The sequence below is a fragment of the Endozoicomonas sp. 2B-B genome (genome assembly GCF_053470045.1).
Window position 1 is genome coordinate 2,141,031 of the sequence record NZ_JBLZMU010000001.1, and the last position, 22,993, is coordinate 2,164,023.

19 protein-coding genes and 3 tRNA genes are annotated in these 22,993 nt (G+C 47.3%); 13 read left to right on the forward strand and 9 right to left on the reverse strand.

Annotated elements, in window-relative coordinates:
* The first annotated feature begins 46 nt into the window (after positions 1-46).
* The gene (locus ACOMHB_RS08685) at positions 47-517 is read left to right on the forward strand and encodes an outer membrane lipoprotein (RefSeq protein ID WP_448216307.1); all 471 of its coding nucleotides are present in this window, start codon (positions 47-49) and stop codon (positions 515-517) included.
* 17 nt (positions 518-534) lie between these two features.
* Here the strand turns inward: ACOMHB_RS08685 and ACOMHB_RS08690 are convergent, their stop codons facing one another.
* Genes ACOMHB_RS08690 through ACOMHB_RS08705 form a run of 4 tightly spaced genes read right to left on the reverse strand, consistent with a single transcriptional unit; the run spans position 535 to position 4,232 of the window.
* On the reverse strand, positions 535-2,127 hold the full coding sequence (locus tag ACOMHB_RS08690; protein ID WP_448216308.1) for a glycosyltransferase family 39 protein: 1,593 nt from the start codon (positions 2,125-2,127) through the stop codon (positions 535-537).
* On the reverse strand, positions 2,109-2,915 hold the full coding sequence (locus tag ACOMHB_RS08695) for a ChbG/HpnK family deacetylase (RefSeq protein ID WP_448216309.1): 807 nt from the start codon (positions 2,913-2,915) through the stop codon (positions 2,109-2,111). The genes ACOMHB_RS08690 and ACOMHB_RS08695 overlap by 19 nt, the downstream gene beginning before the upstream one ends.
* Entirely contained in the window at positions 2,912-3,280 is a 369-nt protein-coding gene (locus ACOMHB_RS08700; RefSeq protein ID WP_448216310.1) for a GtrA family protein, read from the reverse strand. Before ACOMHB_RS08700 ends, ACOMHB_RS08695 begins: the two co-directional genes overlap by 4 nt.
* Entirely contained in the window at positions 3,267-4,232 is a 966-nt protein-coding gene (locus tag ACOMHB_RS08705) for a glycosyltransferase family 2 protein (RefSeq protein WP_448216311.1), read from the reverse strand. The genes ACOMHB_RS08700 and ACOMHB_RS08705 overlap by 14 nt, the downstream gene beginning before the upstream one ends.
* A 463-nt stretch (positions 4,233-4,695) precedes the next feature.
* Here ACOMHB_RS08705 and ACOMHB_RS08710 point away from each other — a divergent pair, with 463 nt between their 5' ends.
* From ACOMHB_RS08710 to ACOMHB_RS08720, 3 genes are all read left to right on the forward strand, one after another.
* On the forward strand, positions 4,696-5,013 hold the full coding sequence (locus tag ACOMHB_RS08710; protein WP_448216312.1) for a hypothetical protein: 318 nt from the start codon (positions 4,696-4,698) through the stop codon (positions 5,011-5,013).
* Positions 5,014-5,306: 293 nt separating this feature from the next.
* Positions 5,307-6,149 carry a sulfurtransferase gene (locus ACOMHB_RS08715; protein ID WP_448216313.1) on the forward strand — a complete coding sequence of 281 codons (843 nt, stop codon included), beginning with the start codon at positions 5,307-5,309 and terminating at the stop codon, positions 6,147-6,149.
* Positions 6,150-6,247: 98 nt separating this feature from the next.
* A complete protein-coding gene (locus ACOMHB_RS08720; RefSeq protein WP_448216314.1) occupies positions 6,248-7,168 on the forward strand; it encodes a M14 family metallopeptidase in 921 nt (306 codons plus the stop codon).
* Between the two features lie 94 nt (positions 7,169-7,262).
* Here ACOMHB_RS08720 and ACOMHB_RS08725 read toward each other — a convergent pair whose 3' ends face one another.
* Entirely contained in the window at positions 7,263-7,499 is a 237-nt protein-coding gene (locus tag ACOMHB_RS08725) for a hypothetical protein (protein WP_422132911.1), read from the reverse strand.
* A gap of 380 nt (positions 7,500-7,879) precedes the next feature.
* Here ACOMHB_RS08725 and ACOMHB_RS08730 point away from each other — a divergent pair, with 380 nt between their 5' ends.
* From ACOMHB_RS08730 to ACOMHB_RS08755, 6 genes are all read left to right on the forward strand, one after another.
* Complete coding sequence (locus ACOMHB_RS08730) at positions 7,880-9,241, forward strand: class II 3-deoxy-7-phosphoheptulonate synthase (RefSeq protein WP_448216315.1); 1,362 nt, start codon at positions 7,880-7,882, stop codon at positions 9,239-9,241.
* Between the two features lie 327 nt (positions 9,242-9,568).
* Positions 9,569-9,645, forward strand: a tRNA-Pro gene (locus ACOMHB_RS08735).
* Between the two features lie 37 nt (positions 9,646-9,682).
* Positions 9,683-9,759 (forward strand) — tRNA-Pro (locus ACOMHB_RS08740).
* A 40-nt stretch (positions 9,760-9,799) separates the two neighbouring features.
* Positions 9,800-9,876: transfer RNA gene (locus ACOMHB_RS08745), tRNA-Pro, on the forward strand.
* Positions 9,877-9,946: 70 nt separating this feature from the next.
* Entirely contained in the window at positions 9,947-10,462 is a 516-nt protein-coding gene (gene def, locus ACOMHB_RS08750) for a peptide deformylase (protein ID WP_448216316.1), read from the forward strand.
* A gap of 212 nt (positions 10,463-10,674) precedes the next feature.
* Complete coding sequence (locus ACOMHB_RS08755; RefSeq protein WP_448216317.1) at positions 10,675-12,450, forward strand: hypothetical protein; 1,776 nt, start codon at positions 10,675-10,677, stop codon at positions 12,448-12,450.
* On the opposite strand, the gene ACOMHB_RS08760 is transcribed toward ACOMHB_RS08755, so the two are convergent.
* Positions 12,416-13,207, reverse strand: a complete 792-nt coding sequence (locus ACOMHB_RS08760) for a TatD family hydrolase (protein WP_448216318.1) — start codon at positions 13,205-13,207, stop codon at positions 12,416-12,418. The two genes, ACOMHB_RS08755 and ACOMHB_RS08760, sit on opposite strands and share 35 nt — an antisense overlap.
* A 48-nt stretch (positions 13,208-13,255) precedes the next feature.
* Here ACOMHB_RS08760 and ACOMHB_RS08765 point away from each other — a divergent pair, with 48 nt between their 5' ends.
* Positions 13,256-13,723, forward strand: coding sequence for a hypothetical protein (locus ACOMHB_RS08765; RefSeq protein WP_422132916.1), 468 nt, complete (start codon positions 13,256-13,258; stop codon positions 13,721-13,723).
* A 3-nt stretch (positions 13,724-13,726) separates the two neighbouring features.
* Positions 13,727-14,245: a copper chaperone PCu(A)C gene (locus tag ACOMHB_RS08770; RefSeq protein ID WP_448216319.1), complete on the forward strand. Its 519-nt coding sequence runs from the start codon at positions 13,727-13,729 to the stop codon at positions 14,243-14,245.
* A 67-nt stretch (positions 14,246-14,312) separates the two neighbouring features.
* Here ACOMHB_RS08770 and ACOMHB_RS08775 read toward each other — a convergent pair whose 3' ends face one another.
* Positions 14,313-15,893 (reverse strand): peptide chain release factor 3, encoded by a 1,581-nt coding sequence (locus ACOMHB_RS08775; RefSeq protein ID WP_422137439.1) that lies wholly within the window; start codon positions 15,891-15,893, stop codon positions 14,313-14,315.
* A 176-nt stretch (positions 15,894-16,069) separates the two neighbouring features.
* Here ACOMHB_RS08775 and ACOMHB_RS08780 point away from each other — a divergent pair, with 176 nt between their 5' ends.
* Entirely contained in the window at positions 16,070-18,631 is a 2,562-nt protein-coding gene (locus ACOMHB_RS08780) for an inositol phosphate phosphatase SopB (RefSeq protein WP_448216320.1), read from the forward strand.
* 501 nt (positions 18,632-19,132) lie between these two features.
* On the opposite strand, the gene ACOMHB_RS08785 is transcribed toward ACOMHB_RS08780, so the two are convergent.
* Positions 19,133-21,679, reverse strand: coding sequence for a hypothetical protein (locus tag ACOMHB_RS08785; RefSeq protein ID WP_448216321.1), 2,547 nt, complete (start codon positions 21,677-21,679; stop codon positions 19,133-19,135).
* A gap of 693 nt (positions 21,680-22,372) precedes the next feature.
* On the reverse strand, positions 22,373-22,963 hold the full coding sequence (locus ACOMHB_RS08790; protein WP_448216322.1) for a hypothetical protein: 591 nt from the start codon (positions 22,961-22,963) through the stop codon (positions 22,373-22,375).
* Positions 22,964-22,993: the final 30 nt, after the last annotated feature.

Here is a 22,993-nt window from a genome sequence, read left to right on the forward strand (position 1 = left end):
TAAACTGGACAGGAAACTGGAATTAAACCTAACAGGAGGCATATTTATGAACAATAGGATCAAACAGGCAGGGACCGTCTTGCTGCTTTCTCTCTCTGTGGTTGGCTGTACGACTGATCAGACAGGGACTACTTATTCTGCTTCTGAAGCCCGTCAAATGCAGACAGTCCGGTTTGGTACGGTCGCTGAATCCAGGCTGGTCAAACTGGAAGGCAGCCAGGGTGAGGTCGGCACTCTGGCAGGGGCAGCGGCAGGAGGCATTGCAGCTTCCAGTATTGGTGGTCAGCGCGAAAGCGCCATTGCAGCAATAGCTGGAGCTGTTGCCGGTGGTGTTTTGGGCAATATGGCCGAGAAGAAAATCACCTCCAGGCAGGGTGTTGAACTGACAGTCAGACTGGATGACGGCTCTTATGTTTCTGTTGTTCAACAGGCTGATCCGGCCGTTAGCTTTGCTGCGGGCGATAAAGTAAAAATCCTTACCCAGGGCACTGCCAGCCGGGTTGTCAAGGTTCAGTGAGAAAAAGGCGGATCGGCTTAATCAATGCCCTCCGCCAGATTACCTGGGGTCATTTGCGGTCTTAAGAGGTAATACTCCACAAACAGTTTAGGCTTATTATCCACCTTCACTTTAGTTACGGGCTCGAATTCAAAGAGCCCTAGAAATTCAGCCTGAGGATAGTTCTTTTCAAGCCTTTGTCTGACTTCCTTTGAATATCGCTTGCCATCCGTCATGACAATGATTCCGCCTTTTTTGCGGAAATCTTCTTCTTTCATCCAGAGGCTTTCTGCCGGATTAAGACCAAAAAATGGAATGGTTTTGTGATTCTGGCTATACGCCAGCAGCTCAGCAACGTGGTAGTGAAGCCCGCCCAGATAAGGGATATAACCTTCGTTTTCAGGGCGATCTTCCTGGTGAAATGCCCACAACTCTTCAGCTTTTAGCATTTGGGCCCTGAGAGGCACGAACTCCACTGAATCCGAGTAATCTTCATCAAAGACAGGTTTGAACAGCAAGTAGCTGCATCTCAATAAAACAAACAATACCCCGGTGAATAAACACCAGAACACCACTTTCTTGAAACGCGGGTAATCGATCAATGGACGAGTCCAGACCAGCACCAGCAGCGGCAGCCAGACAAAGTAGGGGGTAGCCCAGCGGGGTACGAGCTTCTCGCCGGTTACCAGTCCAAACAAGAGTGTACAGGCAAATGGACCTGTCGCTATGGCGATTAGAAAAACTTTTTTGAAACGATCATAAAGGATAGGGAGCCTGGGAGCTCTGAAAAGGGGGATCATCAAAAGAAAGAATACCAGGACATTGCCCAGATTATTCTTGATAAAGTTCAGAGGAAATATCAGATGATCCCAGTGTGTACCGGTTCCATAACGCTCACTTTCAACGTAGTTTTCTCCCAGATAGCTCACTGCTGCAAAGTTGTTGTCCCATAGCCAGTAAAGATGGGGGGAGGCGATAGCCAGTGCGAGAAGCCCACCCAACCATGGGCCAACGGAGGAAAGTGCGAGTCTGCCTTCGTGGGTGATTAAAAGAACAATAAACAGGGGCGCAAACAAAACGGCCACCTGATATTTAGTCAGAATGGCCAGCCCTGAAATGACTCCGCTCAGCAGCCAATAAGCCGGGGATTGACGAGTCACTGCAAAATAAAAAGTCAGGGCAAGTAAGGCCCAAATTGGATGCTGAAGCGTGTCCGGTGTCAGTCTTTCTACCCGGTTACTGTAGAAGAGAATGCCTTGTAACAAAAAGACTGCCAGCAGGGCACCAGCCTCGGTCAAATATTCTCTGGCCAGACGCCAGACAGCAACAAAAGCAATCACCACAGTAACCTGGGCAAAGAGATAGACAGGCCAGTCGCTGGTATCACTTAAGTTTGAAAAAAAAGCGGCAGTCCAGGCTGCCAGCGGTGGGTGTTTTTCATACCCCCACTGCCAGAGGTTACCCCAGGCGATGCCTTCAAGTGTGTCAGAGTGCAGCGTGTTCCTGACCAACCAGGGGCCCAGGGTCCAGAAAAACAGCTGAAAAAGGCAGATCAGACCGAGCCAGCGAAAAGGGTGCTTAATGACCATGGAAGAGGGTGAAGACTCGGCAATCATTGCTTCATTCTGCACAGATCAACTCCTGTTTGTTGACAGTCGGCTAGAAATTGTTGGCTCGATAAATAATCAAACTCTAACTGTCTGGCTTGAGAATGATCCAGATTGATGTGGCCGGCAGTTTTACCCGGGTGACACATAATCAGCCCTTTGTCGTATGAATCAGAGAGCCATGCTTTCATCAGGGTGGAATAGTTTTCTTGCGGTTTCAGTGAATAGACGCCAGCAAAGGAAGTATTGGTATTGATACTCTGGTTGAGCAATTCGCAGTTCAGGCTCTTACTGCCAGAACCTTCAATAATGTAGCTTTTCAGGCCACCACCATGACGGATGATGGGTGTAACGCTTCTCACCCAGAAAGAAGGTTCGGGCCTAAAGGTGCGTATTACCGATAACAGGGTTTCACGTACCATGGGCAGGTGATGTACGTGCTGATGGCCATCAACAAAGTCGGGGGCTCTGCCGGTAGCGTCGATAAAATACTGATATTGTGCCGTGACTTCTTCCAGCAGGGCGGTCCGGTCCAATAAGTGAAGATGGCTCTTGATTAAAACCTGATTCAGGCTGGGGAGTCCGTCTACATAGGCGGAACTGAGGCCATTGCCTTCAGTTAAATTAAGATGCAGGCCAATATCAACCTTTTCCTGAATGGTCGTCAGGTGGCTTGCCTGCTTTATCCAGTCCGGACCAGTGACCAGACAACTGGTGGCCTGAATTCTGCCGAGAATGGCCAGCTCCAGAATAGCTTCCGATACCCTTGGGTGAATCCCGTAATCATCTGCGCACAGTGTTATTCTTTTCATTTAAAGGCCCAGTATTTGCTCAGGGTATAAGTGACCAGGGGAATCGTTGTCAGGACGATAAAGCTGGCCATTAGATAATTCAAACCGGTGTAGGTTAACAGCAGGGTATAAAGCCCCTGATTGAGCACAAAACTGCAGAGCAATTGAACCAACAGGAATTTCAGCAGAGTATTGCGAAGTACATGTTGCTTGTGATTAAAAGTCCACAATGAATGACCCAGGTAACTGACGACAAAGGCCAGAATAAAAGCGGCAGGGTTCGCCAGTAGCGGGTTTACTTGAGTCAGGTCTACCAGAAGCCAGAGTACAAAAAGGTGAACAGCTGCAGCAGTACTGCCGGTTATAATAAACTTAATCGGCTGCATTGCTATCCTTCTGATTCTTGAACCCCAGTTGTCGCTGTATCAAGTATCTGGGGCGTTTTTTTACTTCGCAGAAAATACCGGCAATGTACTCACCCAGTAACCAGAGAGACAATAGCTGTATGCCGCCAATAAAGGTGATGGCGACAATAACCGTGGGCCAGCCCGGCAGGGGGGCGCCGAGAACAAGAGTCCGAAAGATGATAAAGAGTGCGTAAAACACCGAGATGAATGAAATAATCAGTCCAAGCCCACCGACAATCCTCAGTGGCAAAGTAGTGAATGCTGTAATGCCCGAAAGAGCCAGACTGGTCAGTTTGCCATAACCCCAGCCGGATTGCCCCGCCAGCCGGTTTCTGACCTGAAAGGGAAGGCCGATGCTCTTGTAACCTACCCAGGCATAGATACCTTTCATAAAGCGACTGCGTTCAGGCATGGCTCTGAGGGCATCGACCACCACCTTGTCCAGTAGCCGAAAGTCGCCTGCGTGAGCCGGTACATCAATGCCTGTGCTGGAGTGCATGATTCGATAGAAAAATTGTGCGCCTTTCTTTTTCAGGAAAGATTCATTTTCCCTGTCCTGGCGGACGCCGTAGACCATCTGGTAACCTTGTCGCCAGTAATCAACAAAAACAGGGATCATTTCCAGAGGGTGCTGAAAGTCTGCGTCGATCAAAATCACAGCGTCACCGGAAGTGGCATCAATTCCGGCAGTCAGTGCGGTCTCCTTGCCGAAGTTTCTGGATAACTCAATCAGCTTGATCCTCTCGTCATTACAGAAGGATTCGACCAGTTCGACCGTTTTGTCGGTACTGCCATCATCCACCACAATAATTTCAAGATGCTCGGTGATCTCTTCAAGCTGTTTAATCAGTGCTTCCATGAACCGACCAATGACCTGGCTTTCATTGAAAACCGGCACCACACAGCTAAGTAAGAAGTTGTTAGAGGGCATTTTGTCTCCGGCTCGATAATTTATAGGGTCATGAGTTTCGCTTTCCATCCTTGAACAGGGAGCGATATATCGGGCTCATGGCTACATTTAATTGTTATTATTTATCGGCTTGGCACTCTTTACAGTGAGGCTCAATTCACTAAGCTGCAGGAAACGAACAAGGTTATTCATCAGTAAAATGCTTTTTTTCTTGGTGTTGACAGAGCATTCCTGACTCGCGCTTGTGACCAAAAATTGAGCAAAGTTCTACACCATAGTGGTATGGTGTCTCTGAAAAAGCAAGTTGCGGTCAGAGTTTTAAAGGACTGACTCAGGATTGCGTGAATCCTTGCCTTCATTAGAAGAATCTTTTAGCTGGGGCATTCTGTCAGTTCGGGCCACAGAAGCATGACCAATGTCCTGTCGTCTGATACGGTATAGTCCGGATTTTGAGATCATAAACAGACCCTGTGACGGAGTAGCTATGAGAAAGGAACATCTGATTGCCCTGGTATTTGGCTTTGGGATTCTGGCCGTTGCCGCAGGGCTTTATCTGATGCAACCCGCTGATGAACCTGGGCAGGTAGATAGTAACAATGTGCTTGTTGAGACTCCCTCTGAGCCTGAGGCAGAAATCAGGGCAGCTGAAGACGACGATGATTTCCCGTTGTCCAATAATGGTGATGTAACACGGATTATTATTGATGATGAGGCTGGGGATATCGGTGACATTTTGTCTGAAAAGGTTCTGATCAATGACGAAGTGGTAGACCAGAGCGAACTGGATGAGCTGGATCACTGAGATATAACGAGGCTTATTGATTGATTACAAGATTGTGGGAAATGTCTTACAAAGTCTGGTGCTTTCTTCCTGCATTCTGCCCTTCAGCAGCTTGATATGTTGAAGGTGCATGGACAGCAAATTCACACGGATGTGAACCCATCATGGACAGTCGGGTAGTAACCCTGAGTCTCCCCTCAGGGTTTTTACCCTGCCCCTGCCTCTGAATTGATCAGCAATAATCCAGAACCTCAGTGAAGTCTTCTTACCGAGATGTTTGAGCATCTCCCTGAAAGTTGGGATGGATTTATAGAATGTCACCCTTCATAGAACCCGAAACCCTGGCAGCCCTGCTAACCGTCCCTGGGGTTGTCGTGCTTGATGCTCGCTTCAGTCTTGCCGACCCCAAACTGGGACAGACTCTTTACCTTCAAGGATATATCCCCGGTTCTCGATACATCGATCTCGAGAAAGACCTGTCTGCTCCAGTGGTTCCCGGGAAAACTGGCAGGCATCCCCTGCCGGAGCCTGAGGTGTTTGCTGAACATTTGAGAACCCTGGGTATCAGCAAAACCACCCATGTGGTTGTTTATGATGACGGTAATCATGCTATGGCTGCCCGAGCATGGTGGCAATTGCGCTGGGTTGGCGTGGAACCTGTTCAGGTTTTGCATGGCGGTTTCAAAAGATGGTCTGCTGGCTGTTATCCTGTAACGACTGAAACGCCTGCTATCACCCCCTCTGACTTTATGGCTGATGTTAATCACGGCATGACAGTCTCTGCCAGTGAGGTTATGGAGCAGTTGCAAAGTCCGGTTTTTCGTTTAATAGATGCCCGTGCTCCTGAGCGTTTTGCCGGAGAATCAGAGCCTCTTGACAGTAAAGCAGGTCATATTCCCGGGGCGATCTGTTATCCATTCACTTCCAATATGGATAATTCAGGTTCTTTTCTTTCCATAGAACAGTTACGAAAACAGTTGGGAGTTCTGATGGTCGATGGACTGGAGCCCGTGTTTTACTGTGGCTCGGGTGTTACTGCCTGTCATAACCTTCTGGCTATGGAATACGCTGGTATGCCAGCTGCCAAACTCTTTCCGGGTTCATGGAGTGAGTGGATTACTGATGACAGCAGGCCGGTAGCAACCGGTTTGGGTTGAACCCTGTGTCTTTTGGACTGGATGTTATCATCACAAGCGGCTATTGACTGAACTCTGTATACTCTGCTCTTTTCAGTGAATGCGTTAAGGGCAGAGAGATGGGCAGCAGTTATAGATTCCCGATTGGCACGCCTGGTCAAGTATGGGGCAAGGAAGAACGTAAAGTCTGGTATGAACAAACCACCATCAAGCGTGAATACCAAAGGGAAGTCGTGCCCAAAATAATGGCTTTGAAAGAGCATTATGATGTTGAGCAGTATGGTGCCCTCTCCTACGATGTTGAGCGTTTTCCTTTGTATGCCATCAGGAGTCGAAACTGGAACACTGACAAGCCCGTTGTTCTGGTGACCGGTGGAGTCCACGGCTATGAAACCAGTGGTGTTCACGGTGCGTTAAAATTTCTGGAAGTTGAGGCTAAAAACTTTGTAAGCCACTTCAATATCCTGGTGGCGCCCTGCATCAGCCCCTGGGGTTATGAAACCATCAATCGCTGGAATCCCAATGCCATTGATCCTAATCGTTCCTTCTACAAAGACAGCCCGGCAGAAGAGTCCACCAACTTGATGAAACTGTTGGCAGGTTTGGAGCAGGAAGTATTGGTTCATATTGATCTGCATGAAACTACGGATACGGATGAAACTGAATTTCGTCCTGCTCTGGCAGCAAGGGATGGCAAAGGCTATGTGGAAGAGGGAATACCAGATGGTTTCTACACAGTGGCTGATACCGAAAACCCTGTTCCCGAATTCCAGAAGGCGGTGATTGATTCCGTCAGACAGGTGACGCACATTGCACCCGCAGACGATCAGGGAAAAATTATTGGCTCCCCGGTGATTCAGGAAGGTGTGATCCACTATCCTATGAAAAAGCTGGGTCTTTGTGGTGGTATAACAAACTGCAGGTTTGGCACCACGACTGAAGTTTATCCGGACAGCCCAAAAGTAACTGACGAAGAGTGCAATGATGCCCAGGTGGCGGCTATTGTCGGCAGTCTCAATTATGTAATGGGTCAGCTCTGACTATGAGCCTGCGTTTCCTGCAGCAGGCAATGACGGCAGGAAACATCAACCGCAAACAAGCTTCAAGACAGCTTCAGATTGACAGGCTACAGGATCACCGGCGCAGCGGCGTCAGCTCGCGAATGTCTTTTTCCATAGCCAGCTTACTGACGACCTGGTTCTGGCTGGTAAAGCCTGAGACAGACATTTTGACTTCGTAGTGGCCTCGCTCCGGAACCAGTTCAGCAGAAAAGTTGCTGATCTTGAGGCCCTCTTCTGCACTGGAGTTCAATACTTTCTCAAGGCTGTCGAGGCTACCTGTCGTGACCAGTCTGAGTTTGAGTTCGCTCACTGTCTTCTCCTTTTTTTCGTGACGCTTTATTTCGCAGTGGCAAAAAAAAGCCCCCGGACCTTCTCTTGGTGCGGGGGCTGTGTTTTCTGCTTTTAAGCTATCCACGACAGACCCCGCGACACATAATAATGCCGCGTTTCATAATGGTTTTGGTCATGGATCGTGTGGAATTCATGGTCGCTAATGCACCAGGCTAAATTTCAGTGCACTGTATACCAAATTTTTCAATTGTGTGTAAAGGCTTTTTGTTGAAAGGCTGAAAGTAAAAAACAGGCTATTCTTTTTGATACAAGTTCGATAGAGATTGGGCTTTGTCCAGTGATTTCATGTAAAATGGCCTGTTATGTTCATGAAGAAATACGACGCCTCGAGAGGAGTAAATGAAACAATGGCAAGTTGATAGCTGGAGAGAAATGCCTGTCATCCAGCTGCCGGAATACCCCGATCAAGATCATCTTAAACAGGTGGAGCAACAGTTACACCGCATGCCGCCGCTGGTCTTTGCCGGTGAGGTAAGAGCGTTGCGACAGAAGTTGACAGCTGCTACCGAGGGCAAAGCGTTTCTATTGCAGGGTGGTGACTGTGCCGAGAGCTTTCTGGAGTTCTCAGCAGATAATATTCGGGATACCTTCAAGGTCCTGATGCAGATGGCCGTCGTGCTGACATTTGGCGCCAGTTGTCCTGTCATCAAGGTGGGCAGGATGGCTGGACAATTTGCCAAGCCCCGTTCGTCTGGTACCGAAGTCATAGAAGGTGTTGAGCTGCCGATTTATCGCGGCGACATCATTAATGCTATGGACTCCACAGTAGAATCCAGAATTCCTGACCCCGAGAGAATGCTTAAGGCCTATCATCAGGCGTCATCGACTCTGAACCTGCTCAGGGCTTTTGCCCAGGGCGGGCTTGCGTCTCTGGAGCAGGTTCACGCCTGGAATCTGGATTTTGTCGCCAGCAGTCCACAGTCTGAGCAGTACAGTCATCTGGCTGATCGAATTGATGAAGCACTTGATTTCATGAGGGCCTGCGGTATTTCTTCCGAGCATTCCAGGGTGATCAGTGAAACGGACTTCTACACCTCCCATGAAGCTCTTTTGCTGCCTTATGAGCAGGCCATGACCCGTCAGGACAGTCTTTCCGGTCACTGGTACGACTGCTCGGCACACATGCTCTGGGTAGGCGACAGAACTCGTCAGGTTGAGGGGGGGCACGTTGAATTCGTTCGGGGTATTAGCAACCCGATTGGTCTGAAGGCGGGTCCAACCATGCCTCCTGAAGATCTGATTCGCCTGATTGATCTGATCAGCCCGGACAACGAAGCTGGTCGCCTGAATGTGATTGTGCGCATGGGCGCAGACAATGTTGAAAAACACCTGCCAGAACTGATTCGTGCTGTCGAGAGGGAAGGGCGTCAGGTGTTGTGGAGCTGTGATCCGATGCACGGCAACACATTCAAGGCCTCCAACGGTTATAAGACGCGTGAGGTCAGCCGAATTCTGCGTGAGGTGAAACAGTTCTTTGCGGTTCACCAGGCAGAAGGGACCTATGCGGGTGGTGTTCACTTTGAAATGACTGGTCAGAAGGTAACCGAGTGCATTGGTGGTTCCCGTGCCGTAACCGAAGACTCTCTGGGTAATCGCTATCATACTCACTGTGATCCAAGACTGAATGCTGATCAGGCGCTGGAACTTGCTTTCATGATTTCCGACACTCTGAAAGACTGTCGAAAACTGCGTGAAAGATGACCACGATGATGCAGTTGGACAGGATCCTTCGAGGGGGTAGTGAATGGCATTGTTACTGCTCAACTCAGCACTGAGGAATTGGAGTTGATAATATCTTTACAGGGCATCTATGCTTCGGAAGGAAATTTTCCCAGTCTGACTAAAAAAATAACCATGAGCGAAAAAACATTTTACATTAAAAAAAGGTCCTTCCTGTGCAAGTTCTTGGTTGTCTGTTTTTTAGCTGGTTGAAGTTTTGTGGCAAATACTTTTGTCAAAGGCGAATCATTTTGGTAGATTAGCCGCCGTTCCGTGGCGAGGCCTCAAAAGCCTGTCACGAGATAGAGACGGGGTATAGCGCAGTCTGGTAGCGCGCCTGCTTTGGGAGCAGGATGTCGGGAGTTCGAATCTCTCTACCCCGACCAGTTTCTTGCAGAAGTAACCTGACTTCTGGTCAGAACACGGGGTATAGCGCAGTCTGGTAGCGCGCCTGCTTTGGGAGCAGGATGTCGGGAGTTCGAATCTCTCTACCCCGACCAAATTCTTGCAGAAATTTCACGGTTTCTGGTCAAAACGCATCGGGGTATAGCGCAGTCTGGTAGCGCGCCTGCTTTGGGAGCAGGATGTCGGGAGTTCGAATCTCTCTACCCCGACCATTTTTTCCTCCTTTTTTTCTGTCTATAGTTGTTGTGTAACAACCAACAAAATATTCACAGAAGAAGCTCCATGGCGATTTTAAAACTGGTTCCGGAATCCAATCCTGCTTTAAGAACTCCCACTGCTCCTGTTACTGACTTTGGTCCGGCTTTTCAGAAAATCGTGGATGATATGTTCGAAACTATGTATGCCGTTAACGGTGCCGGGCTGGCTGCTACACAAGTTGGTCTGGGGATGAGAGTGGCGGTAATTGATGTCACGCCTGATAAAAGTCAGCCTCTGGTCATTGTAAATCCTGAGATTATTGAAAAGTCGGGTGAACAGAAAATGGAGATGGGCTGTCTTTCACTGCCGGGCTGCTGGGCAGCAGTTAAGCGGGCAGGCTGGGTCAAAGTCAGGGCTCAGGATCGTCATGGTGAATTTTTCGAGATGGAAGGTGAGGGTATCCTTTCAGAAGCTTTTCAGCATGAAATCGACCATCTGGACGGTGTATTATTTATTGACAAACTCTCGGCTCTGAAGCAAAAAATGGTACGTCAAAGAGCACGTAAGGCGCTGAAGAAGCATGAAAGAGGTAATAAATAAGGCCGCAGACAGATTTGAATCCAACATGTTTTTGACTCTTGATCCTATAGAAGGTTTGTAGGCTGGAAAATAGACGTGTTTTCATAGTAAACCGAGCCTTGTTCATTTCAGAGTGCATTTATTAATAAACTAAAAGCAGCTTCCTTTCGGCAGAATGAATCGCTTTAGTCTACTTTAGATAAGGTCGTGTTTATTGGCTTGGAGTTACTGTTTTGCTCATTAAAAAAATAAAGGAGTTTGCTCGAACGGGACGTCGTTCATTATTTATAGCTTTTATTGTTTCTATCCCCTGGACTACTGCTGAAGGATCAAACGGCTTGATTGTTCAAGCTCTGGCGATAAACGCTTTTCTTGATTATCTCTATAATCTGCAACAGGGTAATCTGGAAGGAGAAAATGATTCTTCCAGACCTTTTACTATTGGTCTGGATGGGCCTTCCGGAGCCGGTAAGTCTACTTTTCTTGATCAATTTACTCAGGAGCTTCGAACTTCTTCGGCACTTTATCAACGATCACATTCGGAGCTGTCAGGCAGGGTCTGCAGTCTGGAGACACTGGGGATTGATACCTTTCTTCATTCCCGTGCCGACCGACGTGAAATGTTCAGCCATCTGGGCGATGGCGCGTCAGGGAACAACAATGGTGAGGAGTATCGGGCAGAGCTTAGAGATAGCTGTCTGGCAGCGATAGCCCGGGGGGATTCTTTTCGGTATGCCCCTTATTGTCGCCATCTGGAAGGTCAGCTGGGTCCTGAAGAAGCCCGGCGTATCACCTGCGATATTCTTATTATCGAAGGTACTCATGTGAATGATCCGGGGGCTCGGGCTTCCATTGATCACGCCCTGTTTCTCGACAGTGATGATAATTTAATTACCTGGAATATGTGGAAACGGAACTATCTTCTGGGTAATCGAACGAAAAAAGAATTATTTGCAATCTTGCAGGTTTTGTTTGAGCAGTTTAAAACCTGGAGAAGAAGAAATGCTGACCTATCGGACATTCATTTTTATTGGCATACGAATAACGAAGTTCCTGAACTGACAGAAGAAACTATTGATTCAGAGCTGCCAGATCTGGCTCGACAGTTGCGACTTCATCATTTTAACTCAGGCTATGCCCTGACACGTCTTTTTCAACAGAATTCATTAGATTCGGAAGTATTAAGCAGTCGTATGCGTCATCACTTCCAACCTTTCATGTCCAGTAGAAGTCTTGTGGCGATGGAACATGAAAGCTTTCTTTCGTTTGCTAGAATGTTGTTGGAACCATTAAGGCTGACTCTTCACGAGGTCCATCATGGCAATGAGTGTTTATTTGTTTCACTGAACGCTATTCTACCAAACGATTATTTGAATCGGGAGCGTGTCATTGTCCTGTTGAGACAGTTATGGAAAACCTGGGAGCAGAATAATCTGACTGATGCCCAGAGAAGGCTTTTAAGCTGGATTGCTGCAGATATTGAAGCTGAAGCTGATTTTCTCTCAGAAGGGAATCTGGGCGGACTTCCTACTATTTTGATGACCTGGGCAGCCCTGCTGGGGTCGGATCATCCACCTGATAAACCTTTGTATCTTATGATCCGGTTGGGCGGTGTTATACAGGTCTGGAGCCTTAATCTGGACGGCACCATCAGTGAATTGGATGCTGTTCCTGAAGTTGAGCCGGTGCTGATCTACGATGGTGTTAATCGCTGGATGTTTGCAACGTCCGAACAGAATATCCTGAATAATGTGCCCGGTGTGCTTCCAACGACGCTCTCCACTGATGGTGGTACTTTTAATGATGATGGAGGTCATGACGATGACTCAGGCTTCTATTCTTCTTCCAGTTCCAGTTCATCCTCTTCCCTGTCATCATTCTTGAGCTCATCGGGCGGTCCTATCCGCCAGATTGATGACATGGTGATTGGGGGTAATTTAACCGAACCTGAGCCTGAGCCGTTGTCCAGTTATATTATTTCGCCAGGATTGATAATGCATTCTCGGTAGTAGCCTGTGCGATCTCTTTTGTAGAGCTGGAACGTAATTGTGCCAGATGCTCAAGGACAACAGGTAATAGGGTGGGAGTGTTCCTTTGACCCTGATAGCCTGACATCGGCATTTCCGGGGCATCGGTTTCCAGAACAATACTACTCAGGGGTAACGAGGTGGCCAGCTGGCGTGTTTTTCTGGCCCTCTGGTAGGTAATTGTACCGCCAAACCCCAGTTTGAAGCCCAGTTCAATATACTGTCGGGCCTGTTGTTCACTGCCAGAAAAAGCATGTACGATGCCACCTTTCTCCGGTTTAATTTGCCGGATTTCTTTAAGGATTTCATCGTGTGCTTTCCTGCAGTGCAGAATGACAGGTAGCTTAAATTGATCGGCAAGCTCAAGCTGCCTGATAAAATAGTAGTGCTGTTGCTGACGGTCCGAGTTGGTCAGCGAGTAGTCCAGGCCTATCTCACCCACAGCACAAACCGTCTCGGAATGACGTTCCAGGAATACTTTCAATTCATCAAGGTGTTGAGGTCTGTGGCTTTTCAGAAAATAAGGATGTAGTCCGAGTGAGACAAAGCGTCGCACAGAATCGGGCGAATCATTCACTTGTTTCAGAACTCTGGGCCAGTAACGCGCTTCCGTTGCCGGGATGCAGATTGAGCGGACACCTGCGAGCCAGCATTGTTCAAGGGTTTCATCCCGGTCCTGGTCGAACTCGGGAAAGTCCAGGTGACAATGGCTATCAAACAATTCTGGTATAGGGGACATAATGTTCATAAAGTTGGTCATGGGGCTTCAGTCTGTTATGTTACCCCGATGAAAATAAAGCAGTACATAGGGTTGGGTGTTTCGCTGGTGCTGATTGCAGTACTGGTTTTTATACCTCGCTACTTCAAGTCGGAATCTGAAACAGGGCTGACCGGGCAGAGCTTCCACAAGAGATGTCTGGTGGCTGAAGGCTGTCGACTGACAACAGCAGACAGCGAGATTGAGCTGAGAATAAAGCCGTCAGGTCTGCCGAAGCTGGAGCCGCTGGATGTTGAAGTTCTCCTGAGAGGCCTGTCAGCAGACAGGGTTACCATGGAGTTTTTTGGCCGGGATATGCCGATGGGGTTAGCTCCTTTTCCACTCTACAAGCAGTCCTCTTTTTTTGGGCCTTCGGTATTCAGTGGCGTAGGTAACCTGACTTTTTGCACGGTTGATAAAGATATGACCTGGCTGGCCAGACTGGTGATTGAATCAGGTTCCGAAGTGACAACAGTTGTTTTTGAACTGGAGACTTGAATTATGAAGCTATTGGCAATGGCTACGTTGGCCATTTTCGCAGGCATGTCACCTATAGCCCTTCAGGCGGCAGATGTTGAGATAAAGGATCAGTACGCAAGAGCGGTACCGGCTGTTTCCACAAACTCTGCGGCTTTTCTGACTATTACCAACAAAGGTAAAGAAGATATCAAGCTGGTCTCTGCCGACAGTGATAGTGCGGTTCATGTTGAGCTGCACGGTCACAGGCATGAAGGGAATATGATGAAAATGTTCGAGTTGAAAGATATTGATATACCGGCAGGTAAAACTGAATATCTCAAAAGTGGTGGCAATCATATCATGCTGATGGGTTTGAAGAGGCCATTGAAAGCCGGTAGTGAGGTTGATGTCACCCTGCATTTCTCTGACGGAGACGCTGTGGATATAAAAGTGCCGGTAAAGGATCTTAGTCACGAAACCAAAGATATGGCCCATGGCAGTGCCACGAAGCATGGCGAGATGGATCACGGCTCAGTGGATCACAGTACCATGGATCACTGATTCAGAAGTCATCGTGGCCTGATCCTGTCACTTCACTTTAAAGCGAAGTGGCAGGATTCAGGAGAGCTCAGTGCTCGCGGGTGGTCCTGAAGCTAATATCCGGGTAGCGTTCCTCTGCCAGAGAGAGATTGACACGGGTAGGAGCCAGGTAAGTCAGGTAGCCACCACCATCAATCGCCAGATTGTCAGCGCATTTGCGCTTGAATTCCTCCAATTTACGTTCGTCCGTACAATCCACCCAGCGGGCAGTATTGACATTGACCGGCTCGTACATAGCCTCCACCTTGTACTCATCCTTAAGGCGGCGCATAACGACATCAAACTGGAGTACGCCGACCGCACCCAGGATCAGGTCATTATTGTTCAGAGGCATGAACAACTGGGTTGCGCCTTCTTCTGAAAGTTGTTGCAAGCCTTTCTGGAGCTGCTTGAGCTTCAGAGGGTCTCTCAGGCGAACGCGCTTGAAAAGTTCGGGGGCGAAGTGTGGAATCCCGGTAAAGCGGATCTCTTCGCCCTGGCTGAAAGTATCGCCAATCTGGATAGTGCCGTGGTTGTGCAGACCGATAATGTCACCGGAGATAGCTTCCTCGACATGGGAGCGATCACCTGCAAGAAAAGTGACAGCGTCGGCAATTTTTACATCTTTGCCGATTCGCACATGCTTCATTTTCATATTACGGGTGTATTTTCCGGAACAGATGCGCAGGAAGGCAATGCGGTCACGATGTTTAGGGTCCATATTGGCCTGGATCTTGAATACAAAGCCAGAAAATTTGGCTTCGTCCGGCTCCACTGCCCTCTGATCTGTTATACGAGCCAGAGGCGCTGGAGCCCACTCGGCAAAGTCGTCCAGCATTTCACGGACGCCAAAGTTGGCTAGGGCAGTACCAAAGAAAACAGGCGTCATCTTGCCAGCATGATAGGCTTCCAGGTCAAACTCATGACTGCCGCCGCGAACCAGTTCCACCTCATCGACAAAGTCTTCATGAATATCACCCAGCAGCTCTTTGGCTTCGTCCGACTCAAGACCCTTGATACGAATATCGTCGGGTATAGTATGTCCCTGGCCGGGGGTGAAGACGTGAATAGTATCGGTGTAGAGGTTATAAACCCCCTTGAAATTCTTGCCCATGCTGATCGGCCAGGTAATGGGAGCACACTGAATTTTCAGGATGCTTTCCACTTCGTCCAGCACTTCAATCTGGTCCCGGACTTCACGGTCCATCTTATTAACAAAGGTAAAGATTGGAGTGTCTCTCAGACGACAGACCTCCATCAGTTTAATGGTCCGGTCTTCGACACCCTTGGCGCCGTCAATCACCATCAGGCAGCTATCCACTGCTGTCAGGGTTCGGTAGGTGTCTTCCGAGAAGTCTTCGTGTCCGGGAGTGTCCAGCAGGTTGACAGTGCAACCTTTGTAAGGGAACTGCATAACCGAGGTGGTGATCGAGATACCTCTTTCCTGTTCCATTTTCATCCAGTCAGAAGTAGCCATACGACCGCTTTTACGACCTTTTACAGTGCCGGCCATCTGGATAGCACCACCCAGAAGCAGCAGCTTTTCTGTGATGGTGGTTTTACCGGCGTCCGGGTGACTGATGATCGCAAAGGTTCGACGCTTTGCCACTTCGGGGGATAATCCACTCATTGATGTTTTGCCTGATTCCAGAGCTTGAAAAAATGGCGACATTATATCCGCTCTGTTGCGCAAAGCCAGAATCATCATAAAAGATTGAAATCGGATGTTGTGCTTGATAACACAGGACTTTTGGCGAAACCGGTCGATAAAGTTGCGAGGAGATTGATGATAAGGAAGTGAGTGTTTTGAATCCATCGCAACGGACTTTGCAATGCTTGCAACCCCTGCTGGACAGAGGGCAGGATGAATCCAGTGACATTTCTGTCAGAGGCAAGTGGCGAGGCCGGGAGGCCGAGTTGCTGCCGCTTCCTGTCAGAGAGCTGAGGGAAGGTGAAAAACTCAGTGCCAGTGAAGGTACTACGGCATTTGTTTTCAAGTACGGCAGTTTTGTGGAAAATCAGCTTCACAATGATCTCAAAAGCAAGCCGCTGAACCAAAGAACCATTAAAAAGCTGGAAACACGGGCCACAGAGCTGTTAAGGGATGTCAGGAAGCTGAATTGCAGCAGTATAGAGCTCTGGCTGGATTCCGGTATGGTGGCAAAAGCGTTTGAGACTGCGACACCTTTTAAGTGGCGATCTCTTCCTGCACACGAACAGGAGCATCTTAAGGAAGTCGTTCAGTTTCAGCTCTCTGGTCATACCGATTATCTGAGTCAATCAAAGGCTCTTGAGCTTGCGGTAAAAGTGGTCGGTCAGCATGAATCTATCTTCTCAGCCAATATTCCCGAAACAGCCCGCTTTCTCACCAGTGAAACAGAGGAGGGACATACTCTTTTTCCCGGTCAGCTCAGGCTCTGGGCCGAAGAGCACTTTGATAAGGACAAAGTCCCGGGAACTCCGATAGAAGGTGATGATCTCTATATCAGCCAATACGAGATGGAGCTGATAGGTAATGCCGAGTATTACACCAACCGTGTTTCTGGGCTTCTTTCCGGTTCCCCATTGGAGCGTTTGCAGAACACCAGTTATGCCGAACAGGCTGAAGAGGCCAGAGAGCTTGCCAAGCAGCTTATCAAGACGCTGGATGCACTGGAACGACATTCACAAAATTTGCCTGCCCAATTGCAGCAGGCTCTAATCCATGATCTGGTGGGGCAGCTCGATGGTGTGTTGGATTTTATCGATCAGCTGGAGGTCAGTGACCAGGAGAATCCACTGGGGCCGCAGCAGTGGAAAAAGTTTAAATGTCTGGAACTGATTTCCGCAATTAATGTTCTCAAGAATGAAATTGAGCATGAAAGTGCACTCATCAACAACTCAGGCAAGGAAGGTCTATTCAGCAGAAAGAAAACCAGCAAGCTGGCAAAGCTGGAGGTATTGCATCAGACGTGGAGTGACCATTTTGACCGTATTCAGGAAGGAACAGACAATGATCTTCCTCCAGCCAGAGCGAAGCTAACCGGAAGAGCTTCCCGCGCTGACACCCTTCCTGTGGTTGATGCAAAGGCTTATACCGCCTGTATATTGAAGCGGCTGGGAGAGGTGGGCCTGGATAATGCCAGCAAGAAACTGAAAGAATCACGCAGTCATGTGCTCTCAACACTTCAATGGGAAAAAATCACTACCCATCTGGATGTGAGGATTGAAGGGCGAACCCGGCATTATGAGAGTCAGCTGACCCCTGCTTCGCAAATGAAATGGGGAGAAGGTGCAAAAGATATCTTTGAGCATTCTTATGAGGGTATGGGCAGTCCTTCGACTGCAACCAGTGAACGCGTTCATGCCGTCAATATGGCGCAATCTGAGCTGTCCACTGCAGAAAAGGGGAACAAGAAAGTTCTGTTCAAAGGATTGCGTTCCGGAACTCTCTCTGCCTATGGGATAAAAGAAAAAGAGCCTCGACTTGAAGCAGCCAGAAACCGGGCCAGGGAGTTGGTGACGGCGGCTGTAAAACAGTTTCTGGATGATAATCCCGGCTATCTGACATCGGGGCAGCCTGTTCCTTTGAAGATGCTCTCCACGTCTATGCTCAGTGCCGACAAACTGAGGCACTATCTGCATATTCATGATGATGAACTGAAGATGCAGAGAGAGCAGATCGCTGCCCTTAAGGAAGTTCAGAAAGAACTCAACGATGGTAAGCCATTGGTTATTTCTGATGCCAAAGGCGAAAAATATCAACTCAGAGTCAATATGAAGCTGGCCAACACTAATTATGGTGTCAATTCACTTTCATTGGGTGGTCTGAAGTCCGTTGTCCGTCCCTGGGGTGAGGCCAAGCGGGTTAATAATGAGGGGCTTATTGAACTGATGGGCTCTTTAGACCAGTTCGATCCTGTTGGCGGTTGGGTAGGCGACTATCTGGCAGGCTCGGCCCCGGAGCAATCCAAGCAGATTGTTCGTATGCTGGTTGAACAGATCAGGGATCTTCATGTTTCAGGCGACTATCAAACAGAAGGCGAAGATGCCTATAAGATGGTTGAGCGAATTCAGTTGCTGGCATTCAAGATAGGCGCAGTGGGTCATATCAATTGTAAGAGTGGCAAGGATCGAACCGGAGAAGCCGACGCCTCGATCAAGCGCTTTGCTGCTGAAGTGGAGGCCAGAGGCTATGTCCCGGACCCCCGCAAACCCGTTAGCCGGGAGGATCGTAACCTCAGTCAGGCTTTCCAGTTTGGTTCAGGCAATCTTGAATTGCAGCAAATGAACATCAACATGCCCGGGTTCAAGACGCAGTTGAACAAAAAGCGTCTGGGCGAATTTGCTCATAAGCTTGCTCATAAGGCCCGGTTTAAAGTGAAATAAGTACTCAGCCATACGGAATCGAATATTTCTGGCTTATTGGGCAGGTGCTCTGCAAGGCGCAACGACGGGAACATAGCAAGCTATGTGACCAGAGTTGCAACGCAGCACGACTGCATGGATGCAGGAGCTAGAGCAACGCAGGAGCAGTTGCCGCGAGTGCCTGAACAATAAGTCAGAAAATATGATTTCGTATGGTTGAGTACTTAACCACCGAAAATCTTGCGGGTGTGAACTCTGCCCGCCTTGTTTTTCCCGGTGCTAAACAGCATGAGAGCCTCCAACTGCTAAGCCAGGTTTCAAAGCTTTCTCAAGTCTGTCATAGACAGAAAGTATTTTGGATCTGTCTTACGAGGCTTATAGGTTGACTAGTCCTTTACTGACATCTGCAAATAACCCTCTTTCTACAAACATGGTTGTCTGTTGTTTTAAAAAGCATATCAGTTAAGCCGAGTTTGGTAGCTGTTTTATATTGTGGTAAGTGGCCACCTCAGAAAATACTTACTAGAAACCTAAATCGAAACCGCCATCTAGATCGCTAAAATCGAGGTTGCCTAAATCGAGGTTGCCTAAATCGAGGTTGCCTAAATCGAGGTTGCCTAAATCGAGGTTGCCTAAATCGAGGTTGCCTAAATCGAGGTTGCCTAAATCGAGGTTGCCTAAATCGAGGTTGCCTAAATCGAGGTTGCCTAAATCGAGGTTGCCTAAATCGAGGTTGCCTAAATCGAGACTGTTACCCAGACCGCTTAAATCGATGCTGTCACCGATACCGCTTAAATCGAGACTGCCTTGATCAAGAACATCTCCAATGACTGAATCTGAAATTGATAAATTTCCTGTGACAGTAGACGGAGAAAGATCTCCGCGCACATCACCAGTATCAGATGAATATCTGCTACCCATATTGACGGGATATTCAGGGCTTAATAGGGCAGCATACACATAGGGCATCAAAAACCCATCTGTTGGAAAAAACCAGGCAGTGGGACTCATTTGAGCCAAGCTATGGTAATAACTGCCAAGCTTCTGATGGTGCAACGACAATGAGTTGTCTAATTCTTGCTTTTTCTGGCTCACAAGTTTATCGAACTCATGGGATTTAATTAAGACCTGAGCGTCAAGCTTGCGTTTGATATTTGCGATGGCAGTTTCTTTTAAATTCTGACATTTGTTTTCTGCGGTTGGATAAGCTTTGATCTTTTTAATCTCTGTATTTATTATTTTTGGTCTCCGTATATGTTTTTGGTAAGTCCGTGGGTTCATATGTGTTTCATTAAAAAATTTGTCGATTAGTTCTTCAGCGCTTTTTCTCATTTTGTCTGTGGGTGCTAGTATCATAGCTTCCAAGGAAAGCGTAATAGCCTTTTTTAAAGGTATTTTTAATCTATCTGTGTCATGACGACTTCTAATGTGGCGAAAACTAAGATCAGCTTTTTCAAATTTCTCGGTAGCTTCTTTAATTTTTTCATTGTAGCGTGTGAGAATACTTGGTTCTCTAATTAGAGTGCTAATTTGATTTTGATAATTAGCTTTGTGTGAGTCAATAATCTTTTTAATCTGTGACTGACTGTTTTTATTAAAAACTTTTCTTGATGCATCTACGGTTTTATAAAACTGTTGATGGATTTTTTGTTCAATAATGTTTTTATGAAGTTTCCTGAGGTCAACATGGTCTGGATTTATTGCTAAAGCTTTAAGGCAGAAGGTGCTCTTGTCTTTATCAAAAGCTGTATGTTTGGTGAGTCGGTAAAAGTGCTCGAAACTGACTGCCTGGGATACCACTTTTTTATACAAGATATCGAAATGTTTTGAGGAATGTGGATTTAAGGCAGTGACTTTATCAAATGTAAGAAGTGCATCATCAAAGTCTTTAATAAATGTACACATCTTATAGAATAATCTGTCGGCAACCTCATCTCTAGTAAATCCGCCCAGTCCAGCAAGACTTACTCTGATAAAAGCCTTTATCCCGGAAGCTAATGAGTCGACCTCGTTGGTTAGTAAAGAAGATGCCTTTTTGAGAATTATTTTTTTACTGTCTTCATGAATAGCTTCCATCTTCTTATTAAGTAAAAACAATGGTTCACTGGATACCTCTTCAGGTAAATCTTCTATTGTTTTTATCATATGCTGAATAAGAAGATTATGCTTTAAATCTGACAGGATTCTTATATTTTCTTCATGATTTTCAACGAATTCTATTAACGACTCCATAGTGTTGAGTGAATCAAGCTGACGGCACATATTAGCAACGGCTATGTCGTGCAGTGTTGCATTCAGATTTTTAAGAAGCTCTAAGTTGCTTTGTATTCTTTCTTGCCCCCACGTCTGCCGATTAGTGCGAAGATGATCCAGGCTTTTTTGCTCTTTCTGTATCTTTTCATCGACCAAACAAGAAACCCTGTATATCAACTGGAGAGTCTCGGTATTACCGGAGTGAGGGTGTTGAGCCTGGTCCTCGTCAAATAACCTCTTTAATGAGTCCTTTAGCGGACAGATCGTATCGGGGAATTCAATGAACTCAGATAGCTCTGAGTAAACGAGGTTCAGTAGGGGGCTGATACTGGAAAATGATTGGGTGGCACGCTTCAGATTATCTTCCAGGAGCGTATATATATTCTGTATTTGTTCATCAAGTCTATTCTGTAGCCTGACGTATCTTCTGTTATCGTGTCTGTGTATGGGCCACTTAAGATTCTCATCTATATTAGATTTCAGTGTTTCCAACGCCAATTTGTTGCGCTCATAAGCTTCCAAAGGCTTATCCTTATCGGCATAAGCTTGAAAGCTATTCCGATAGCTATCAATCTGGCGTTCAATTTCACTAAGGCCTGAATGCAACCGAACAAAATTGGGTAGCAGGCATCGAAAACATGATTGATCAATGGTTGCAATTCTGGAGCGTCTTTGCAGTCCGGTACTTTGTGGTCCACTTGTTAAGGCCGAAGAATCGATGTTCACAAGGGGCAATACTGAAGTAGTTTGTTCTCCATGATTCTGGGATGATTGCCATCTCGTATCAGTCTTTGTTAAGGAAAAATCATGTATCATAGTAATCTCCAATTTGAGCGTGAGTAGTCAGTTAGAAACAGACGCTGAGAAAAGTCGATTAATCAATTCTTGCTAAGTGGTTCCTCAGTTGTTTTCGAGTATTTCTGACCATAATGACGGGTTAGACTGTGATTTCATGAAAATGTTCCCTACATTTTTCTGTTATTTTCTCATTACGTGAAATCTTTGCTGCATTGCTGATGAAGCCTGTCCTCCAACCTCTGATCCTGCCATCGTTGCTTCACTCAAAAAAGGCATAAACTGCTCCCGACATCCTGCGACGGTAGATTCAGGTCAGGTAATTATCAAACCGATGGGTTCTGAGGTGCAGCTTGATCCAATAAGAGGTTGGGTGGCTGACCAACAGAAGGTGAATCTGCTTGTCAGCTGCTCATACCCGATGGTTTAGAGTGAAATAAAGGTTCAGTGCCTTGCAGGTGGATAGCATCCACCTGAAGAGAGAAGCTGTTCGGCAGGCTAGCAGCCTGTCGGACTTAAGACTGTCCTACTGCGGTTGCAATAAATTGGTCTAAAAATCTCTGTTTCTTCGTCAAATAGCTCGCTATTCTCCTCAGAAACAGAGATTTTTATCCTCAATTTCTTGCAATCCTCGCTACGGACGCTTAAGTCCGACAGGCTGCTAGTGTTCAGAATGTTCTGGCCACAGCAAAACGTGCCAGGTCTTCCGTAGCGTCACGATACTCGCAGCAGCATGCAGGTGCCATCCAGACCGATAGCGATTGTTTCCACGGGCTCGGTAAGTGATGGCAAGTCGTAGCGAGTGTCTTTCTGGTCTTCGACTAACGCACCTAATCTGTCGGATAAATGCTTGATGTACGAGTTTGACAGCACTCTTTGATGATTGGTTTCAAAATCTTCTTTTACAGCAGGAGCAGGCATCTGACTGTATTTCCAGGCAAGAGTTTTGGCAAATTTGGGTGTAGCAGAGCCAACAATCCCAGTGCGAAGATCAATCGGTGCCAAAGTACTTCCACCCCTGACCCCCTGATAAACAGAACGTTCCATGGGTACGCGCCCGTATAAGGTTTCGTAGTGCTTTAGCACTTTTCCCTTATAGCTGCTCCACTTCTGCTGGTTAACGACGATAGGTTCTTTATTAGGGGGCTCAAATAGCTTCAGTAACTCTTGAGTTCCGAGTTGCCCTGCTTCATTCAGTGCTCTCTGCAAACCATCTTCAAGATTCAGCATGTTCCCAGAATCGTTAGGCACCTCAATCTGCAGGACAATAGTTTTCTCTCGGCGGGCAATAATAGAAGCAGGCATGACAGGTTACTACTATGAAAAGGTGTTTCC